The sequence below is a fragment of the Leptospira inadai serovar Lyme str. 10 genome (genome assembly GCF_000243675.2).
GTDB classification, from domain to species: Bacteria; Spirochaetota; Leptospiria; order Leptospirales; family Leptospiraceae; genus Leptospira_B; species Leptospira_B inadai.
The window spans coordinates 99,582-115,130 of the sequence record NZ_AHMM02000025.1; the positions used below are offsets into that span (position 1 = coordinate 99,582).

The 15,549-nt window shown below is 45.8% G+C and carries 17 protein-coding genes and 1 riboswitch; all 17 genes read left to right on the forward strand.

Going from position 1 to position 15,549, the window contains the following annotated elements; all coding sequences use genetic code 11:
- Positions 1–178: 178 nt before the first annotated feature.
- The 17 genes from LEP1GSC047_RS21725 to cobJ all read left to right on the forward strand — a co-directional run bounded on the left by LEP1GSC047_RS21725 (position 179) and on the right by cobJ (position 15,543).
- A complete protein-coding gene (locus LEP1GSC047_RS21725) occupies positions 179–364 on the forward strand; it encodes a hypothetical protein (protein ID WP_146036925.1) in 186 nt (61 codons plus the stop codon).
- 13 nt (positions 365–377) lie between these two features.
- On the forward strand, positions 378–1,586 hold the full coding sequence (locus LEP1GSC047_RS16255) for an LIC_12337 family protein (RefSeq protein WP_010417338.1): 1,209 nt from the start codon (positions 378–380) through the stop codon (positions 1,584–1,586).
- 11 nt (positions 1,587–1,597) lie between these two features.
- On the forward strand, positions 1,598–2,815 hold the full coding sequence (locus LEP1GSC047_RS16260) for an MbnH family di-heme enzyme (protein ID WP_010417335.1): 1,218 nt from the start codon (positions 1,598–1,600) through the stop codon (positions 2,813–2,815).
- An 89-nt stretch (positions 2,816–2,904) separates the two neighbouring features.
- Positions 2,905–3,300 (forward strand): DUF5329 family protein, encoded by a 396-nt coding sequence (locus LEP1GSC047_RS16265; protein ID WP_010417333.1) that lies wholly within the window; start codon positions 2,905–2,907, stop codon positions 3,298–3,300.
- Positions 3,301–3,421: 121 nt separating this feature from the next.
- Entirely contained in the window at positions 3,422–4,612 is a 1,191-nt protein-coding gene (locus tag LEP1GSC047_RS16270) for a glycosyltransferase family 4 protein (RefSeq protein WP_475067189.1), read from the forward strand.
- 280 nt (positions 4,613–4,892) lie between these two features.
- Positions 4,893–5,255 (forward strand): DoxX family protein, encoded by a 363-nt coding sequence (locus LEP1GSC047_RS16275; protein WP_010417328.1) that lies wholly within the window; start codon positions 4,893–4,895, stop codon positions 5,253–5,255.
- Positions 5,256–5,501: 246 nt separating this feature from the next.
- Positions 5,502–5,683, forward strand: a riboswitch (cobalamin riboswitch).
- 129 nt (positions 5,684–5,812) lie between these two features.
- Positions 5,813–5,998: a CbtB domain-containing protein gene (locus LEP1GSC047_RS16280; protein WP_010417326.1), complete on the forward strand. Its 186-nt coding sequence runs from the start codon at positions 5,813–5,815 to the stop codon at positions 5,996–5,998.
- Positions 5,989–6,789 carry a CbtA family protein gene (locus LEP1GSC047_RS16285; RefSeq protein ID WP_010417324.1) on the forward strand — a complete coding sequence of 267 codons (801 nt, stop codon included), beginning with the start codon at positions 5,989–5,991 and terminating at the stop codon, positions 6,787–6,789. Before LEP1GSC047_RS16280 ends, LEP1GSC047_RS16285 begins: the two co-directional genes overlap by 10 nt.
- Positions 6,786–7,988: a CbiX/SirB N-terminal domain-containing protein gene (locus LEP1GSC047_RS16290; RefSeq protein ID WP_010417321.1), complete on the forward strand. Its 1,203-nt coding sequence runs from the start codon at positions 6,786–6,788 to the stop codon at positions 7,986–7,988. Before LEP1GSC047_RS16285 ends, LEP1GSC047_RS16290 begins: the two co-directional genes overlap by 4 nt.
- 11 nt (positions 7,989–7,999) lie before the next feature.
- Positions 8,000–8,374, forward strand: coding sequence for a DUF3209 family protein (locus tag LEP1GSC047_RS16295; protein ID WP_010417319.1), 375 nt, complete (start codon positions 8,000–8,002; stop codon positions 8,372–8,374).
- A gap of 9 nt (positions 8,375–8,383) precedes the next feature.
- Positions 8,384–9,148, forward strand: a complete 765-nt coding sequence (locus LEP1GSC047_RS16300; protein WP_010417317.1) for an FAD-dependent oxidoreductase — start codon at positions 8,384–8,386, stop codon at positions 9,146–9,148.
- A gap of 18 nt (positions 9,149–9,166) precedes the next feature.
- Positions 9,167–10,246: a cobalt-precorrin-5B (C(1))-methyltransferase gene (locus tag LEP1GSC047_RS16305; protein WP_010417315.1), complete on the forward strand. Its 1,080-nt coding sequence runs from the start codon at positions 9,167–9,169 to the stop codon at positions 10,244–10,246.
- Positions 10,247–10,277: 31 nt separating this feature from the next.
- The gene (locus LEP1GSC047_RS16310) at positions 10,278–10,937 is read left to right on the forward strand and encodes a precorrin-8X methylmutase (protein WP_010417313.1); all 660 of its coding nucleotides are present in this window, start codon (positions 10,278–10,280) and stop codon (positions 10,935–10,937) included.
- A complete protein-coding gene (locus LEP1GSC047_RS16315) occupies positions 10,934–12,172 on the forward strand; it encodes a bifunctional cobalt-precorrin-7 (C(5))-methyltransferase/cobalt-precorrin-6B (C(15))-methyltransferase (RefSeq protein ID WP_010417311.1) in 1,239 nt (412 codons plus the stop codon). Before LEP1GSC047_RS16310 ends, LEP1GSC047_RS16315 begins: the two co-directional genes overlap by 4 nt.
- Positions 12,172–12,939 (forward strand): precorrin-2 C(20)-methyltransferase, encoded by a 768-nt coding sequence (cobI, locus tag LEP1GSC047_RS16320; RefSeq protein WP_010417309.1) that lies wholly within the window; start codon positions 12,172–12,174, stop codon positions 12,937–12,939. Before LEP1GSC047_RS16315 ends, cobI begins: the two co-directional genes overlap by 1 nt.
- Complete coding sequence (locus LEP1GSC047_RS16325) at positions 12,926–14,083, forward strand: cobalt-precorrin 5A hydrolase (protein ID WP_010417306.1); 1,158 nt, start codon at positions 12,926–12,928, stop codon at positions 14,081–14,083. Before cobI ends, LEP1GSC047_RS16325 begins: the two co-directional genes overlap by 14 nt.
- Positions 14,080–15,543: a precorrin-3B C(17)-methyltransferase gene (gene cobJ, locus LEP1GSC047_RS16330; RefSeq protein WP_010417305.1), complete on the forward strand. Its 1,464-nt coding sequence runs from the start codon at positions 14,080–14,082 to the stop codon at positions 15,541–15,543. The genes LEP1GSC047_RS16325 and cobJ overlap by 4 nt, the downstream gene beginning before the upstream one ends.
- Positions 15,544–15,549 lie beyond the last annotated feature (6 nt).

Genomic DNA, 15,549 nt, shown 5'->3' on the forward strand with positions numbered 1-15,549 from the left:
AAATATCGTAGCCTTCTTACATTCGGAATCGGTTCCGGTGAAAGATCGCCAATGTGCAGGTCAAAAACCTATTTAAGGTCCTGGATGTAGGATGAATATTTTATTCGAAACTTTAATAATGATTCGATCCAAGCGAAATGTTTAATCGGAAACGAATAAAACTCATGAGGTAAACGCCATGCGCCGTCGTTTAAGTTACTTAATCATAGGAATACTTCTGTTCCTATCCGCGTGTAATCTAATGCACAAGAGTGATAACAATCAAAATGCAATGTTTCTGCTTTTAGCCGCGATATTGAATAGCAACACTTGTCAGAATCAATCCGGTCTTGTGATTTGTATTCCGCCCGGCGTCACGAAGTAATCGCGAGAATCGTATGAAACTAAAAATCATCACAACTCTCGTCGTTATTTTTTTCGCGCTCGGGTTCTCCGTCCATTTAACGCGGCAAAACCAATCTTCCGGAATCGTGATAAAAATTCCGGACTTGGAAAAATTGGACGCAGTATTGAAAACGATGGCTACGGGAGAACCGCATTTTGTAACCTCGCAATCTTCCTGGAAAATAGTTCTCGATGGACCCGGAAAAGTCGAGGCGACTACCGCGTCCGACTGGGAGGCCGTACGGCAATCCGCGACATGGGCAAACGGAAATTCGACGATGGCGGACCAGATCATTATGGCCCTAAAAAAAACGGGGGTTTTGAACAACTCGGGGAGTTTTCAATCCACGACCAACCTGAACGGGGTTCCATTCAAAATAAAATTGCAAACCGGAGCCGCTTGCGGGACTTCCTGCCAAAATATTTCCTCTTCTGCATATACCGGTACGAAGAATTTCCTGAATCGATTTAAGATCTGGAGAGCCAGCGACGGACAGGACGCTCTAGAATTACTTTTCGATGATGTAAGTACTCCGAATACCACGAACGGTGTCTTATTGACCTACCGGATCGGAGTCCTAAACTCTACCCTTTCCGATAATCCGAATTTGTTGGTGGAAAGTTATATCTATGGAGCTTCTCCGAGTCGTAGGCAGACTTATTCTTGGGCGGCTCCGTTCTGGCTTTCGGGAACGAAGGCGGCGACTACTTCCGATAGGGGCCGAGTGATTTTGGAAGAGATGACACTCGGAATGCAAGGTGGAGGAATGGCGACCGGAATCTGCGTAAGAATCGCCGCAAGAACCGTCTCGATGACTACCGTTTGCGGAACCAATAACCATTACTACGCTCTCGCTTACGGCCAAAAGACTGTGAGTAATTTTGAGACCACAGCTCTTTCCGGTGTCGCAATCAATAGCATGACGACCAACGGTACTATCTGCGGTTTTGATGTTCTGAAATTCGGAATCTTTAACGGGGGCGGATTCATCATGGATAATCTGACTTCCGGAACGATTCCGACAGGATATCCGGAACCTTCTAGCGGCGGCGGTTACCCCGGAGTCCAGACTCTCTTTAATAAACTTGGCACGGCACCGAACGGTACCGGAACTTACGACGATACTCAAAAGGCAACGATCGATACCGGTATGGGAAGTTCGATAAGTCTTCATCCTTCCGGCGAAACGGTTCCATTTTAACTCCATAAAGAATGTTTAAATTACCTCGAGTATTTGCGGGCGCGGGCATCCTTCTGCTCGCGTTTTTATTTTTTTCCTGCTCCAAAATGCGGACCTTCATGGAAGAGGGCAGATTTTGCTCCGATTATGATTACGGGCTGGTGGAATCGGCCTCGGCTCCTCCGCATCCTCCCGATGTCTGTGTGACTCCGGAAACCGTCAAGCTGGGTCGATTTCTTTTCTACGACGTAAATCTTTCAAAAGGAAAAAACCAATCTTGCGCGAGCTGTCACAAACAAAATTTAGGTTTTTCGGACGGCCTGACTCGCGCGATCGGTTCGACAGGTCGAGTTCATCCGCGCAATTCGATTGCGATCGCAAATGCAGGATACTTTTCCCCTTACACTTGGTCGAATCCGACTTTGAAACGCTTGGACAATCAGACTCTAGTTCCTTTTTTTTCCGAGAATACCGCAACTACCATCGAAGAGCTTGCAATCAGCGGAATCGAACACGTCGTTGCGGCCCGTTTGCAATCCGATCCGAAATATGTAGCAATGTTTGCGGAAGCATTCGGAGAGAATACGATCGATGTGATTCATATCGCTCGCGCGATCGCCGCATTCGAAGTCACTATGATTTCGGATCAGTCCCCTTTCGATAGAAACGCGATGACCTCCTCCGCAATCCGAGGAAAGCGGATCTTCGAGTCCGAAATCGGCGGCTGCTATCATTGTCATGGAGGGAAAAATTTCAATATTGATGATACGCTTGGTATTCTTAGTTTTCAGAATATAGGTTTGTACAACGTTCGGAACAAAGGAGACTATCCCGATCAGGCTCTGCACGGCCCCGCGGCGGCATTACAAACTCAAGGCCTCTCTCAAACGTCGGGTAAAGAAACGGATCGAGGAAAATTCAGAACTCCTTCTCTTAGAAACGTCGCAGTTACGGCTCCGTATATGCACGACGGGAGCCTCAAAACCCTTCGGGAAGTAATAGAAGTTTTCAATGCGGGAGGAAGGAATATTACTACGGGGCCGTTTGCGGGAGACGGTAGGAAGAATCCCCACAAGGACCCTCGAATACGCCAGCTCGATTTGACCGAGATGCAAAAAAGCGATTTGATCGAATTTTTAAAGTCTCTTACTGACGATTGTTATCTGACAGACCCTAGACTCAGCGATCCGAACCTGTCGAAGCCGATTCAACCGGACTATTGTCGAACCATTTCTACCGACCGGCAATAATTATCTTCCCGACCTAAATTACGACGTTCGGCTCTTGGAAATCACTTGCAGGACCCGGCGTCGGCGAGCTAACCTGAAATTCGATCTCCATGCGAAACTGCGGCATTATAACGATTCTTTTATTTACTCTGGCGCTATTGCCCCTCTCGGGAATAGTTTCTTCGCAACCCGCCGATTTAGAAACGGAGATCAATGCATTACTATCTACGTTGGATTCCTGCAACGGTTGCGTCTTTATCCGTAACGGATCCGAGCATACCGTGCAGGAAGCAAAAGCTCATCTTTTAAGAAAATACGAGGCGACTAAGGGAAGAATTAAAACGACGGAGGACTTTATCGTCGGATTAGCTAGCAAATCTTCCGTCACCGGAATCCCTTATAAAATCCGATTCCCCGACGGTACGGAAATGCCGTCGGAAAAGTGGTTAACGGGTCAGTTAACGAAACTAAGAAAGTCGACTTCTCCGGCTAAAAAAAGTCGGTAAATCGATCGACGGATTGTAACCGAAAAGTAATCAGCCTCTCACGGAATAGTTACAATGCTTTCGTACTATTAGAGCGATGTTTTCCGAGGTATATCCAAAAACTTTCATAAATAGACATCCTTTGCGGATATTAGTCGTTACGGAAACTTTTCCGCCCGAAATCAACGGAGTTTCCAAAACCTTACATCGAATGTTAAGCGACTTATTGCAACGGGGACACGAAATCATTTTAGTACGCCCCCGTCAAAGTTTCGACGATATGGCGACGGCAAACGGTAACTATCGAGAAGTTCTCGTAAGAGGGGCAAAAATTCCGTTTTACGAAGGCCTTAGGTTCGGCTTTCCGGAAAAAAGACTTCTTAGAAGATTAATGCAATATGAGAAACCCGATCTAGTCCACGTCGTAACCGAGGGTCCGTTAGGGTTATCCGCCGTGAGGGCGGCGAGGCATTTAAAGTTGCCGGTTGTCAGCGATTTCAGAACCAATTTCCATTCGTATGCGAGATATTATAAAGTCGGCTTTATCGGCAAACTCGTTCATTCCTACTTGCGCAGTCTACATAACTTGACTCATGCTACGCTTGCACCGACGGCTCAGATCGTGGCGCAACTCACCGCTTCGGGCTATAACAACGTAAAGGTGGTCGCTCGAGGAATCGATACCGCTCTATTCCATCCTGCCCGAAAAGATTCCAAATTGCGGAAAGAATGGGGTCTCTCTCAATCGGATTTGGCGGTCCTATATGTAGGCAGATTGGCTCCGGAGAAGAATTTAGATCTATTGGTAAAATCCTTCCGCAAGCTTCAAACGAAAGAACCTAAGGCTAAATTGATATTAGTGGGAGACGGTCCATCGCGGGATAAGCTAAAAGCTGAAAATCCTGATTTCTTTTTTTCGGGAATGAGGAAGGGAGAGGACCTAGCTCGGCATTATGCTAGCGGCGATTTATTTCTATTTCCCAGCTTAACCGAGACTTTCGGAAATGTGGTGATGGAAGCAATGGCATCGGGCCTACCGATCGTTGCATACGATTATGCTGCGGCAAGAGAATACCTTTCTCACGGAAAGTCGGCGCTGCTACCTGCATTCGATAAAGAAGATGAATTTGCGGAGCATGCCTGTATTCTTGCAGAGAATCGAAGTCTGGCAAAAAAAATAGGAGTTCGAGCACGCAAAGCCGCCGAATCATGCAGTTGGGAAGATGTTGCCGATACTCTTGAATCGGTTTATGCGGAATTCGGAAAAGCGAAGCCCAAGAAATCGAAGTCCAGAAAAAGTGCAAAATTGAAAGTTGCGATCGGCCGCGCGTAATCGGAATTTCCTCGGAATAATATTAAAAATTCTTTTTTTGCTTGTACTTTCTTTTTAATTCCCATAATGACGGGCATTCCACGGCAAGGAGTTAGAAGCCTATGCTGAAGTTTCCCGGATACAAACCCGAACGAAACCTTTCCGTCTCTAAACGAGAAAAATACCTACCTCTCTCCAAAATTTCCCACAGAACATCGCATCCTCGACAAAAACGCTTTCGGCAAAGAAATCGGGAAAAAAGGCAGACTAACAACCCGTAGAAAGTGTACTATGTTTTTTCATGGAAAACATTGACGCTAAAACGATTAGCCTTTGGATCATGGCGACGCTCTATACGATGGGCGGCATTCTCCATTTCGTGATTCCCAAGTTTTACTTGAGAATCATGCCCCCATGGATCCCTTATCACAAATTTATAATTCGGTTCAGCGGCATCGCGGAAATTCTATTGGGATTGGGATTATTCTTTCCTCAGACAAGATCCTTTGCCGCTTGGGGAATTATTCTTTTGCTTATCGCCGTATTTCCTGCAAACGTATACCATTATCAATCAAGAACAAAACGAGATCCGCCTGCCCCCCTACTTATCCTTAGGCTACCGTTACAATTGGTTTTAATTTACTGGGCATACATTTACACTTGATTTTGTTCGCGTATCGGACCCTGCCATTTGTTCCGATACGCCTAGACTTTCAGCGAGAAAGACGGGTGAAATTCCCGCGAAGACCTAGAACCATAATCGTTCTCTCTTCGTATCGCTTCACTGAATCAAGAATAGTAAGGCCGGATCTTCCCAGCAATTTATCGATCTCGAAGCCGTGGTTCGCTTTTTTTAAGAAGATACCTAAAAAAATTCTATACAAAATCTCGAAGTTCGGTATAGGCTGGCGACACAGACAGTTTCTATAGGAACGCAAGTGTTTCGCACTTGCGGAAGACGGTGAGATTCCGTCACGGTACCCGCCGCTGTAAGAGGGACGAAAGGAGCAGTAAGCCACTGGGAAAACCTGGGAAGGCGCTCTAAGTAGGATGAACTCGAGTCAGAAGACGCCCTATTAAAACCCTGAGTGAGGAATCCGCTTCGGAATTAAAGCCGATTCCCGCGATAAGCACATTACAACATAGCAAAGTAGGATGTAGAATTTTTCTCGCCTTAGCTTTGCACATAACATCGATTATACGTAATCTAAGGAGAATTCTATGCCGGCAATTTCCCTAGGAAGAAATCAAACTCGAAGGGTTTCATCGTTTCTTCGCCCTTTATTCCTCTTAGGAATAATAACATTTTCCGTTTTTTTAGTGTACTTGATCGGATTAGAACCGATGCCGGCAGTTCATGATACGTTTCATGATCTTCGCCATAGCGCCGGATTTCCATGTCATTAACTAGATGGGAACTTTTGCTTTCCTTTTGCAAAAAAGGATGTAAGTCGGGACTTCTTGCAGGATCCCTATGGGGGTTGCTTTTCCTTTTTTTTACGAGTCCTTTAATTTGGGAAGCGGAAGTCTATGAAGAAAAAGGAAACCATCATCATATTCAGGAAACCTTACATTCTCGGAGCCATGACGAAGGGCGATTCGATTTACCGGAAAATCTAAAACGACAGTTAGTCCCGACCGTTATAGGCTGTACCCTTCTTGGTGGGGCCTTCGGAAGTATAGTATCCGTATTTTTAGGAATGGGCTTCTCTTTCGGGTTCCTTACTCGAAACTTTTTCGAGTCGCCGATCCGTTCTGCAATTCCAACGGGACTAATCTGTTTCTTAGTATTCCATGGAATCCCATCTTTCTTTAATCCGCCCGAACTTCCCGGAGTAATAGGGAGTGAGGACAGCTTTACTTCGCGCCAGTATCTATGGATTCAATCCGTAGCTTGCTCCGTCGTAGGAGTTTTAGTTTATCTCGTACTATCTTCCGGGGAGTCCGGAAGAATCGTTAAGATCTTCGGATCTTTATTAGGAATTTTAATAGCACTCCTTCCGCTTTTGAGCGGAACCAGCCCTGAGACGATAAGTTCTCCCGTGCCGATGGAATTACGTTCCCGTTTTATATATTACAGTTTAACGATAAACTTTATTTTTTGGTTAAGTTTAACGATACAAATTTTTCTGCGATCGGCCAAAGACAAAACGATCGACACCTACCGAATACGAAATGAGGAAATCGTTATACAATGATTTCTTCGCGTTCGGATAAGCTTGGGCTTTTAATCGTAGGACACGGAAGTCGTGAACCGCGATCAAACCGAGAATTCGAGCGTTTTGTCGAAGAATACTCGCTTCATAGACCTGATTTGGAAATTCGGCATGCATACATCGAACTTGCTAAACCGGAATTTAAGACGGAGCTAAGAGAATTCGCGCGAACAAATTCCACCATTCTGATACTTCCCCTATTTTTATTCTCTGCAGGGCATACCAAAAACGATATCCCTCTAATTCTCGACGAAGTCGGAAGAGAATTTCCAACCGTAAAACTAATACCTACCAATTGCATAGGAGTGCATCCGACGATGCTGGAACTCCTACATACTCGCGCTTCCTTTATTATAAATAGGAAAGAGGGAATTCCCAAAAAAAGAGGAGTAATCATAGTTAGTCGAGGTTCCTCCGATGCGGACGCGAATTCCGAGTTCTATAAGCTAGTTCGTTTATTCGAAGAAAGTAATGAATATAGTTTCGTAATACCTTCTTTCGTCGGTATTACGAAACCTCTTTTATCGGATAGCTTGGAAGTCGCCGCAAAGCTAAGACCGGAAGAATTACTGATCCTTCCTTACTTTCTCTTCGGCGGTAGATTGATCGGATCGATCGAGGAAAAGCTGGAACTTTTTACCGACAAGTTTCCCTGGATCAAATCGACTCTAGCTCCACATTTCGGATCGGATCCGTCCATTTTCAAAGTTCTAAACGACAGGATCAAGGAAGCTATTTCCGGAAACGGAGTTCTTCCCTGCGCGACCTGCGAATACAGAGAGCAGCTTCCCGGATTGACGAGCAAAGTCGGAGGTTTGAAAGCCTTGCTATGGAGCGTCAGACATATGGAGACTCATTCCCAGGCGGCTCCGCATGAGTTTCCGCACAGAAATATCCAAAAGCATATATTAGTTTGTGATAATATAGATTGTTCGACCCGAGGAAGTGTTGCTTTAATCGCTAAGCTGCGATCGGAGATAAAGAAAACGGGTAAGCAAAAGGATTTTCGCGTCACTCGGGCTTCCTGCCTCGGTCGTTGCGGAGAAGGTCCGTCTTTAGTGGTCTATCCGGACGGAATATGGTATCAGGGTGTCGGTGAAACGGACGCCCCGGAAATAGTTAGAGATCATTTGTTAAACGATCGGATCGTCTCAAGATTAGTCGATTCGATAATGCAATAGGAGAAATATAAATGGCGTGTCATGAAATCGCGGCTCTACGACTCGGAATGATGAATATATTGGGAATCGAAGACGAAGTCACTCGAATTCATGAAGTGAATGAAATCGGTCAAAATCTGCTCTCGCAACCCGGGCCGATTCAAAGCCTTTCCCATGCCGGTAATTTAACGTCTCTTCTCCAATTTTACGAGAGTAGCCTAACCGAATTGGAACAAAAGATTTCCGTATTACCCCCCGGCGACCCGAAACTTTCGTATTATCGTTCCCTCTTGATTCTGACCAAAAAAGTGGAACTAGAATTGAAAAATACATTCCAAAATTTGAATACTCTATTCAACGACTTGGAAGAAATACACGATTTCGTCCACGAGATCTATCCGGGCTAAGGGCGGCTTATGGCTTCCGTTCCAAAAACGACCACTCTTATCGATAGACAGGCAATCGACAAACATTATGATTTGTATATGTTTAAACATTCGGCAACCGAATCTTTAAACTTTGTGGGGGGCCAATACATAATCATAAATTCCGGGAAAATGACCGCAGACGGAAAACAGCTAAAACGAGCGTACACGATCCTCTCTAACGATGCGGAACAGTCCACATTTCAACTTCTGATTCGAAGAGTCGATTCGGGAAATGTCACCGCTCATCTGCGAAATATAGCAATCGGAACAGATCTGGAATTCTCCGGCCCTTGGGGGAAGTTTGTAGGAAATGCGAAATGGCCTAAGCAAGGTCCTGCCTTGCTCATTGCCACCGATAGCGGGATCACCTCGTCCTTATCCCTACTAGCTTGTCCAAAATTCCGAGACCGGGTTAATTTTTCCAAACTAGTCTGGTTATTATCGTCCACTGAAGAACAGAATTTAGTCGAGTGGGTTCGTCGTGAAATTCTATCTAAGAATGCGAACGTCGAATTTATTCCGGTTCGACCTAGCGGAGAAAGTTGGCGATCCAGCTCGGCACTTTCTTTCATTCGCTGGATCTTGAGAGATCGAAATTCGTTTTCCAATTTCTTCCTGAGCGGAAACGGAATAATATTAGATGAAATTAAAGTATTCCTGGAAGAAACCGGAGCGGATTCCGAATTCATCGGAATGGAATCCTTTTTTAGGTCCGAACCACTTAATGAAAATGGAATTCGTCTCGGCGCTTGAACGACGGGCTGCAAATGAATGGCGGGGAAAGAGCTAAGAGAGGGATTTACGACCGGCGCCTGTTCCGCCGCTGCCGCAAAAGCGGCGACGAGAGCTTTGGTCCGGAGAGCCCCCATTCTGGAAATCGAAACGACTCTTCCCAACAAACGAAAAGTCACCTTCCCTTTAAAGCGATGCGAATTGAAAGAGGATATGGCGATCTGTAGCATCATCAAAGACGCAGGCGACGATCCGGATTGCACGCACGGGGCCGAAATGACAGCAGAAGTTCGTTTAACACATTCGAACGAAATTGTCTTAAAAGGCGGCGAGGGAGTGGCGACGGTTACGAAAGCCGGCTTGGGTCTCGAAGTGGGATCTCCCGCGATCAATCCCGTGCCAAGAAAGAATATTACGGAAATGATATTGGAGGAATTGATCGGCACCTCTTTCTCGGGCGCAGAAGTAACGATCAGCGTTCCCGGCGGTCAGGAAATGGCAAAGAAAACCATGAACGAACGACTGGGCTTGATCGGAGGAATTTCCATCTTAGGAACGACCGGAATCGTTAAACCTTATTCCACAGCGGCATACAAAGCAAGCGTTATACAAGCGATATCGGTCGCGAAAGAATTGGGATCCGACACCGTCGTTCTGACTACCGGTGGTAAGTCCGAAAAATTCGCCATGGACCTACTTCAGGAACTGAACGAGTCTTCGTTTATACAAGTCGGAGATTTTATCGGAACCGGAATCAAAAGCGCAGTCAAAGAATCCATGGTCCAGGTCATAGTCGTCGGAATGATCGGCAAGCTTTCAAAAATGGCGGACGGAGTCATGATGACTCATCGAGGCGGATCTTCCGTTAATACGAAACTTCTAGCCGAGATCGCCCGAGCGGAAGGAGTTCCCGAAAACGTTTGTATCGAAACGGAAGCGGCAAATACCGCTAGGCATGTGTTAGAGCTTTGGAAAGAAACGGGTCATACCGGAATACTTTCAACGATTTGCAGAAGAGTTTCCGAGAATTGCACGAAGCACGCCGGTACGAATCTAAAAATATCCTGTTATCTCGTCGATTTTGATGGAGCTCCTCTCGGCGAGTATATTGTAAAATGAGAATATACCTAAAGGAATGATTATCAAGACCATGAACGATATGCGACAAATGACATCTCTCGGAAGAAATATAGAAGATCGATCGTTTCAAATCATCGACGAGGAGGCGGGAATGCATTCTTACCCTCCCGCCGATTGGGAAATCGTCCGTAGAATCATTCATGCAACGGCCGACTTTGAATTCAAAGATCTTACGAAAATCCATCCGGAGGCGGCCTCATCGGGCATCGCAGCGTTAAAGCGAGGCTGTTCGATTATTTGCGACGTGCAGATGATCTTAGCCGGTCTGAATCGGGAGAGGCTCGATGCCTACGGTTGTAAAACTCATAGTTTCATTTCCGATGCGGACGTAATTCAAAAAGCGAAAGAAAAAAATTCCACAAGAGCGATCGAATCGATTCGAAAAGCGTCGGAACTCGGGCTCTTGGATGGAAGTATTCTAGCCATCGGAAACGCACCTACCGCTCTCTTAGAGATCGTCCGTTTGATCGAAAGCAATGAGGCCAAACCTTCCTTAATCATCGGAGTTCCCGTCGGCTTCGTATCCGCAAGCGAATCCAAGGAATCGGTAATGGCTTTGCAAGGTTCGATTCCCTATATAATAACTCGCGGCAGAAAAGGCGGCAGCACGATTGCGGTAGCGATCCTGCATGCGCTTTTATTATTATCCGCTAAAGGAAGTCCTGTATGAAAGCCGTCGTTGTAGTCGGAATCGGAGACGACGGATGTGTCGGCCTATCCAGTCAAGCGATGGGGGCGGTAGCTAGAGCAAACGTACTGGCGGGTGGGGAGAGACATCTGGATTTCTTTCCCGAATTTGACGGGCACAAAATCACATTAAAAGAAAACATTACTGCGGCAATCGATCATATCGCCGAACTTTCGGGAGAAAATACGATCTGTATACTCGCTTCGGGTGATCCTCTTTTTTACGGAATCGGCAATTTAGTACGGAAAAAAATCGGAGCAGAGCATGTGGAATTTATTCCTGCACCAAGTTCCATGCAACGTGCATTCGCGAAAGTCGGAATCAATTGGGACGACGCTAAGGTTATCTCTCTGCACGGTCGCGACAAATTCGGATTTATAAATAAATTAAAATTTCATAATAAAGTAGCCTGTTTCACCGACGGTTCCAACTCCCCTTCCTCCATTGCGCGAAATATGATTCAATTCGAAGAGACGGAATGGATAGCGTATGTCTGCGAAAATCTAGGGGGAAGAAACGAATCGGTTCGAAAATTTACGATATCGGAACTGAGTACGGCTTCCGATATTTCCGATCTAAATGTGCTTATTCTCATTAGAGAAAACGCGGAGTGGAAACATCCTTCGGTTATTCCTTATCGAGATGAGGACGAATATGCGAAGAGAATCCCCAAGAAGGGTTTAATCACCAAAAAGGAAGTGAGAATTCTATCGCTTGCCGCGATGGAAATTCGAATCGATTCCGTCGTCTGGGATATCGGCGCAGGCTCGGGTTCCGTTTCGATCGAAGCGGCTTTTCTGGCTTCGGAAGGACGTGCCTATGCCATCGAAATCGATCCGGAAGGAATCGCAATTTGCCAAGAGAATAAACTTTCTCATAAGGCAGATAACGTTTTTATAATTGAAGGTAGAGCACCGGAAGCCCTCGCAGACCTGCCGTCTCCGGATTGCGTTTTCGTAGGCGGCTCCAAAGGAAGTTTGGAAGAAATCATAAAGGTATCCTATCAAAGATTGAAGGAAGGCGGGAGACTCGTAGTAAATGCGGTTACCCTAGACAACGTATCGGAGGCATACCAGGCTTTCAAGAATCTCGGGTTGGAAATGGAGGTCATTCTACTAAACGTTTCCAGAGGACAAAAATTAGCGACTTACCTTCGCTACGAAGCCTTAAACCCGATCCATATTTTTAAAACTATTAAACGAAGCACGGAATCATAATGAACGAAACTAAAACGCTAGGTAAATTATTCGGAGTCGGGGTAGGTCCGGGCGCGACCGACTTAATCACGCTAAGGGCGATCAATGTCCTGAACGAGGCTGAAGTACTCGCGATTCCCAAAAGCAGCGAGCACCTACCCTCTTTTGCATGGAGAGTTTGTTCACCGCTTGTTAAGGAAAATTCCGAACAGGAAAAAATCTTTCTACACTTTCCGATGAGTAAAGATCCCAAGGTGTTAGTGCCTGCCTGGGATAAGGCTTTCAACGAAATCGGAGCGAGGCTAATGAGCGGAAAAAATGTCGCATTCGTTACCCAAGGAGACCCTTCGGTATACAGCTCTTGGAATTATCTTAGGGAAGAGGCGCCCGATCGATGGCCGGGAATCGAAATAGAAATCGTTCCGGCTGTCACTTCAGTTACTGCAATTCCTGCCGCTTTACAAATTCCGTTAGCCGACGGGCGAGAGCGTTTTTGTGTCCTGCCGGCAACTTACGGTTTGGAGGATTTACCCAGACTTGTGGAAGACTTCGATTCGATCGTTCTAACCAAGGTTGGCCAAGTCATTCCTGAATTAGTGAGAATTTTAAAATTGCTAGGGCTTTTGGAAAACGCGACCTATGTTTCTTACGGAACTACGGATAAACAGAAAATCGTAAAAGATTTAGAATCGATTCAGAACGAAAACTGCGATTACTTTTCTATGGTTTTAATTTCTATCCGCAAACGTAAAGGCGTTCTCCGAGGAGAGTCGCATGAATCCGATTAGAAAGCCGTACGCCATTTATGCGATTACAAAACACGGGATTGTCATCGGGGAACGACTTCGGAAATCTCTCGGAACCGCGGACCTCTTCGTTTCGAAAAAACTTTCGGATCAGGCTCCCGCCGATTCGTTAAGCTTATCCCTACCGATGGATTCGACATTGCGGGAAACGTTCACTCAATACGACTGCCATATTTTCATCATAAGTGTCGGGGCAGTCGTTAGAATGATCGCACCTTTATTACAAAATAAGAAAGTAGATCCGGCAGTCATATGCGTGGATGATAAGGGTTTATTCTCGATCTGTGTTCTTTCAGGGCATGTAGGCAGAGGCAATGTTTTTACTCAAATCGTTTCGAAAGCCTTAGAAAATACTCCCGTTATCACGACAGCCTCGGACGTGGCCGGAACCCTAACCGTCGATATTTTAGGAAGAGACTTAGGTTGGGTTTTAGAGGATCAAGATAGAAACGTTACCCGAGCCTGCGCGGCTGTAGTGAACGAAACCAAGGTATTATTCGTGCAGGAATGCGGAGAATCGGATTGGTGGCCCAAAGATAAACCGCTTCCTCCCGGCGTCGAATATTCGACTTCTTTGGAGGCCGCCGATCCGGAGAAATACGAGATATTATTAATAGCCACGGATCGATCGAATATAAAACAAACTCATCCTAAGCATTATAATAATTCCGTAATATATAGACCCAAGAGCCTGATTTTAGGGCTGGGATGCGATCGTGATATTTCTTTCGAGGACGTGAGATCCGGGATTATGACGACGTTAGACGAAAATAATTTAAGTTTGGAAAGCGTTCGCGCAATCGCGAGTATTGATCGAAAGCATGACGAACGGGCCTTTCTTGAATTGGCTCAAGCGTTCCAATGGGAATTTCTCACATTCCCGGCGTCCGAGCTGGATCGGGTTACTGGAATCGTTTCACCGTCCGCTATGGCAATGAAGCATGTAGAAACCCGATCGGTTTCCGAAGCAGCCGCATTACTAGGTGCAGGTACGGATTTCCTGATAGTCCCCAAAAGAAAATACAAGAGAACGCCGGAGAGTAAAAATCTTACCGTGGCTATCGCTAGAATTCCTTTTTTACCTAGAGAAGAAGTTTTGATTGCGAAGGAGGCGATTCGTTCATGAAACGGGGAAAGCTGAATTTAGTCGGAATCGGTCCCGGAAAGGATGAGCATATCACGCCCGCCGCACTCGAAGCGATTCATGAAGCGGAATATGTCATCGGCTACTCGACCTATATCGGTTTGGTTCGTCATCTTTTAACGGGCAAACAAGTTACAAGAACCGGAATGACCGAAGAGATAGGACGAGCTCAAGCCGCCGTCGAGTCCGCAGCGAACGGTAAGATAGTCGCTCTCATTTCGTCCGGTGATGCGGGTGTGTATGGAATGGCAGGCTTAGTGTTCGAAGTTTTACGAAAAATCGGATGGAAGCGGGAGGATCCTCCCGAAGTGCGAATCTTTCCAGGAATCAGTGCGGATAACTCGTGCGCGTCTCTTGTGGGAGCTCCTTTGGTACATGATTCCTGCCGAATTTCTCTTTCGGATCTCCTCACTCCTTGGCCAATCATCGAAAAGCGAATCGACTCCGCAGCGAAAGGAGACTTCGTTATTTCTCTATACAATCCGGCTTCGGGACGCAGGCAAAGACAGATCCTGGAAGCAACCCGCATTATAGGTCAATACAGGCCGGGTAACACTCCTGTTGCGCTTATCAAGAGTGCTTATCGGAAACAGCAAAGCGTCGTGTTATCCGATTTGGATCATTTTTTAGATTTCGAAATCGGCATGAATACTACGGTAATCATCGGATCGTCCAATAGCTTTGTCTACGAGGGATTTTTCATTACTCCCAGGGGCTACTCGAATAAATATTCTTTAGAGAACGGCGAAGTTCAAAACGGTCAGAGGAAAGGATTTTCCCTGAAGACGGAAGGAGATTTATCGGAAAAATCAAACGCACTGGACGGCAAAAAAACTTTAAATATTACTAAAATACCAAATGCGTTCGTTCGGGCAAGTACTTCCGTATTGGAGCCGGAAGAATCGATGATCGAAGAAAAGAGTGTCGAGCATTCCGAACAAGATTCCTCGGTCGCGTCCGCGCTAAATGCTTTAAAATTCGTTCAATCGGCTAAATCGTCACCGGCAAAAACTCTAATACCGAACGAGGAAATCAAGGATTTCGGCAGGATAGGAAGACTAGCCGGTGCTCTTTTATACGAATTGAAAGGAGAATATTACTTAATAGGAAAGCTAAAGCGACCTTGCCGATTCGAGGATTTCGGCTTTTCCCATACGGAGGAGCATATGCGTTGGACCAAGCTTACCGTAACGGATTCGAAGCTGGCGCAAACAAACTCTTTCCAATTCATAGTCCCCTCCAAAACGACTCCGGATGACCTTTACGATAGATTCGCGGTACATCGTAATTCGTCCATTAGTGAAAGAATTACCGCACTGCTACAGGATTCCAGCGATAAAGTCATTTGGAATCGGTCGGAATATTGGGATCTGAGTTGGCTATCGTCGCTACCGAAACCCATCTGGACAATCGTTAGAGACGAAGTATTAAAATGTTCATGAGAAAAT

Excerpts from the sequence above, each read along its gene's own strand:
- LEP1GSC047_RS21725 (WP_146036925.1), top strand. The coding sequence starts at position 179 with ATGCGCCGTCGTTTAAGTTACTTAATCATAGGAATACTTCTGTTCCTA.
- LEP1GSC047_RS16255 (WP_010417338.1), top strand. The coding sequence starts at position 378 with ATGAAACTAAAAATCATCACAACTCTCGTCGTTATTTTTTTCGCGCTC.
- LEP1GSC047_RS16260 (WP_010417335.1), top strand. The coding sequence starts at position 1,598 with ATGTTTAAATTACCTCGAGTATTTGCGGGCGCGGGCATCCTTCTGCTC.
- LEP1GSC047_RS16265 (WP_010417333.1), top strand. The coding sequence starts at position 2,905 with ATGCGAAACTGCGGCATTATAACGATTCTTTTATTTACTCTGGCGCTA.
- LEP1GSC047_RS16275 (WP_010417328.1), top strand. The coding sequence starts at position 4,893 with ATGGAAAACATTGACGCTAAAACGATTAGCCTTTGGATCATGGCGACG.
- LEP1GSC047_RS16280 (WP_010417326.1), top strand. The coding sequence starts at position 5,813 with ATGCCGGCAATTTCCCTAGGAAGAAATCAAACTCGAAGGGTTTCATCG.
- LEP1GSC047_RS16285 (WP_010417324.1), top strand. The coding sequence starts at position 5,989 with ATGTCATTAACTAGATGGGAACTTTTGCTTTCCTTTTGCAAAAAAGGA.
- LEP1GSC047_RS16290 (WP_010417321.1), top strand. The coding sequence starts at position 6,786 with ATGATTTCTTCGCGTTCGGATAAGCTTGGGCTTTTAATCGTAGGACAC.
- LEP1GSC047_RS16295 (WP_010417319.1), top strand. The coding sequence starts at position 8,000 with ATGGCGTGTCATGAAATCGCGGCTCTACGACTCGGAATGATGAATATA.
- LEP1GSC047_RS16300 (WP_010417317.1), top strand. The coding sequence starts at position 8,384 with ATGGCTTCCGTTCCAAAAACGACCACTCTTATCGATAGACAGGCAATC.
- LEP1GSC047_RS16305 (WP_010417315.1), top strand. The coding sequence starts at position 9,167 with ATGGCGGGGAAAGAGCTAAGAGAGGGATTTACGACCGGCGCCTGTTCC.
- LEP1GSC047_RS16310 (WP_010417313.1), top strand. The coding sequence starts at position 10,278 with ATGAACGATATGCGACAAATGACATCTCTCGGAAGAAATATAGAAGAT.
- LEP1GSC047_RS16315 (WP_010417311.1), top strand. The coding sequence starts at position 10,934 with ATGAAAGCCGTCGTTGTAGTCGGAATCGGAGACGACGGATGTGTCGGC.
- cobI (WP_010417309.1), top strand. The coding sequence starts at position 12,172 with ATGAACGAAACTAAAACGCTAGGTAAATTATTCGGAGTCGGGGTAGGT.
- LEP1GSC047_RS16325 (WP_010417306.1), top strand. The coding sequence starts at position 12,926 with ATGAATCCGATTAGAAAGCCGTACGCCATTTATGCGATTACAAAACAC.
- cobJ (WP_010417305.1), top strand. The coding sequence starts at position 14,080 with ATGAAACGGGGAAAGCTGAATTTAGTCGGAATCGGTCCCGGAAAGGAT.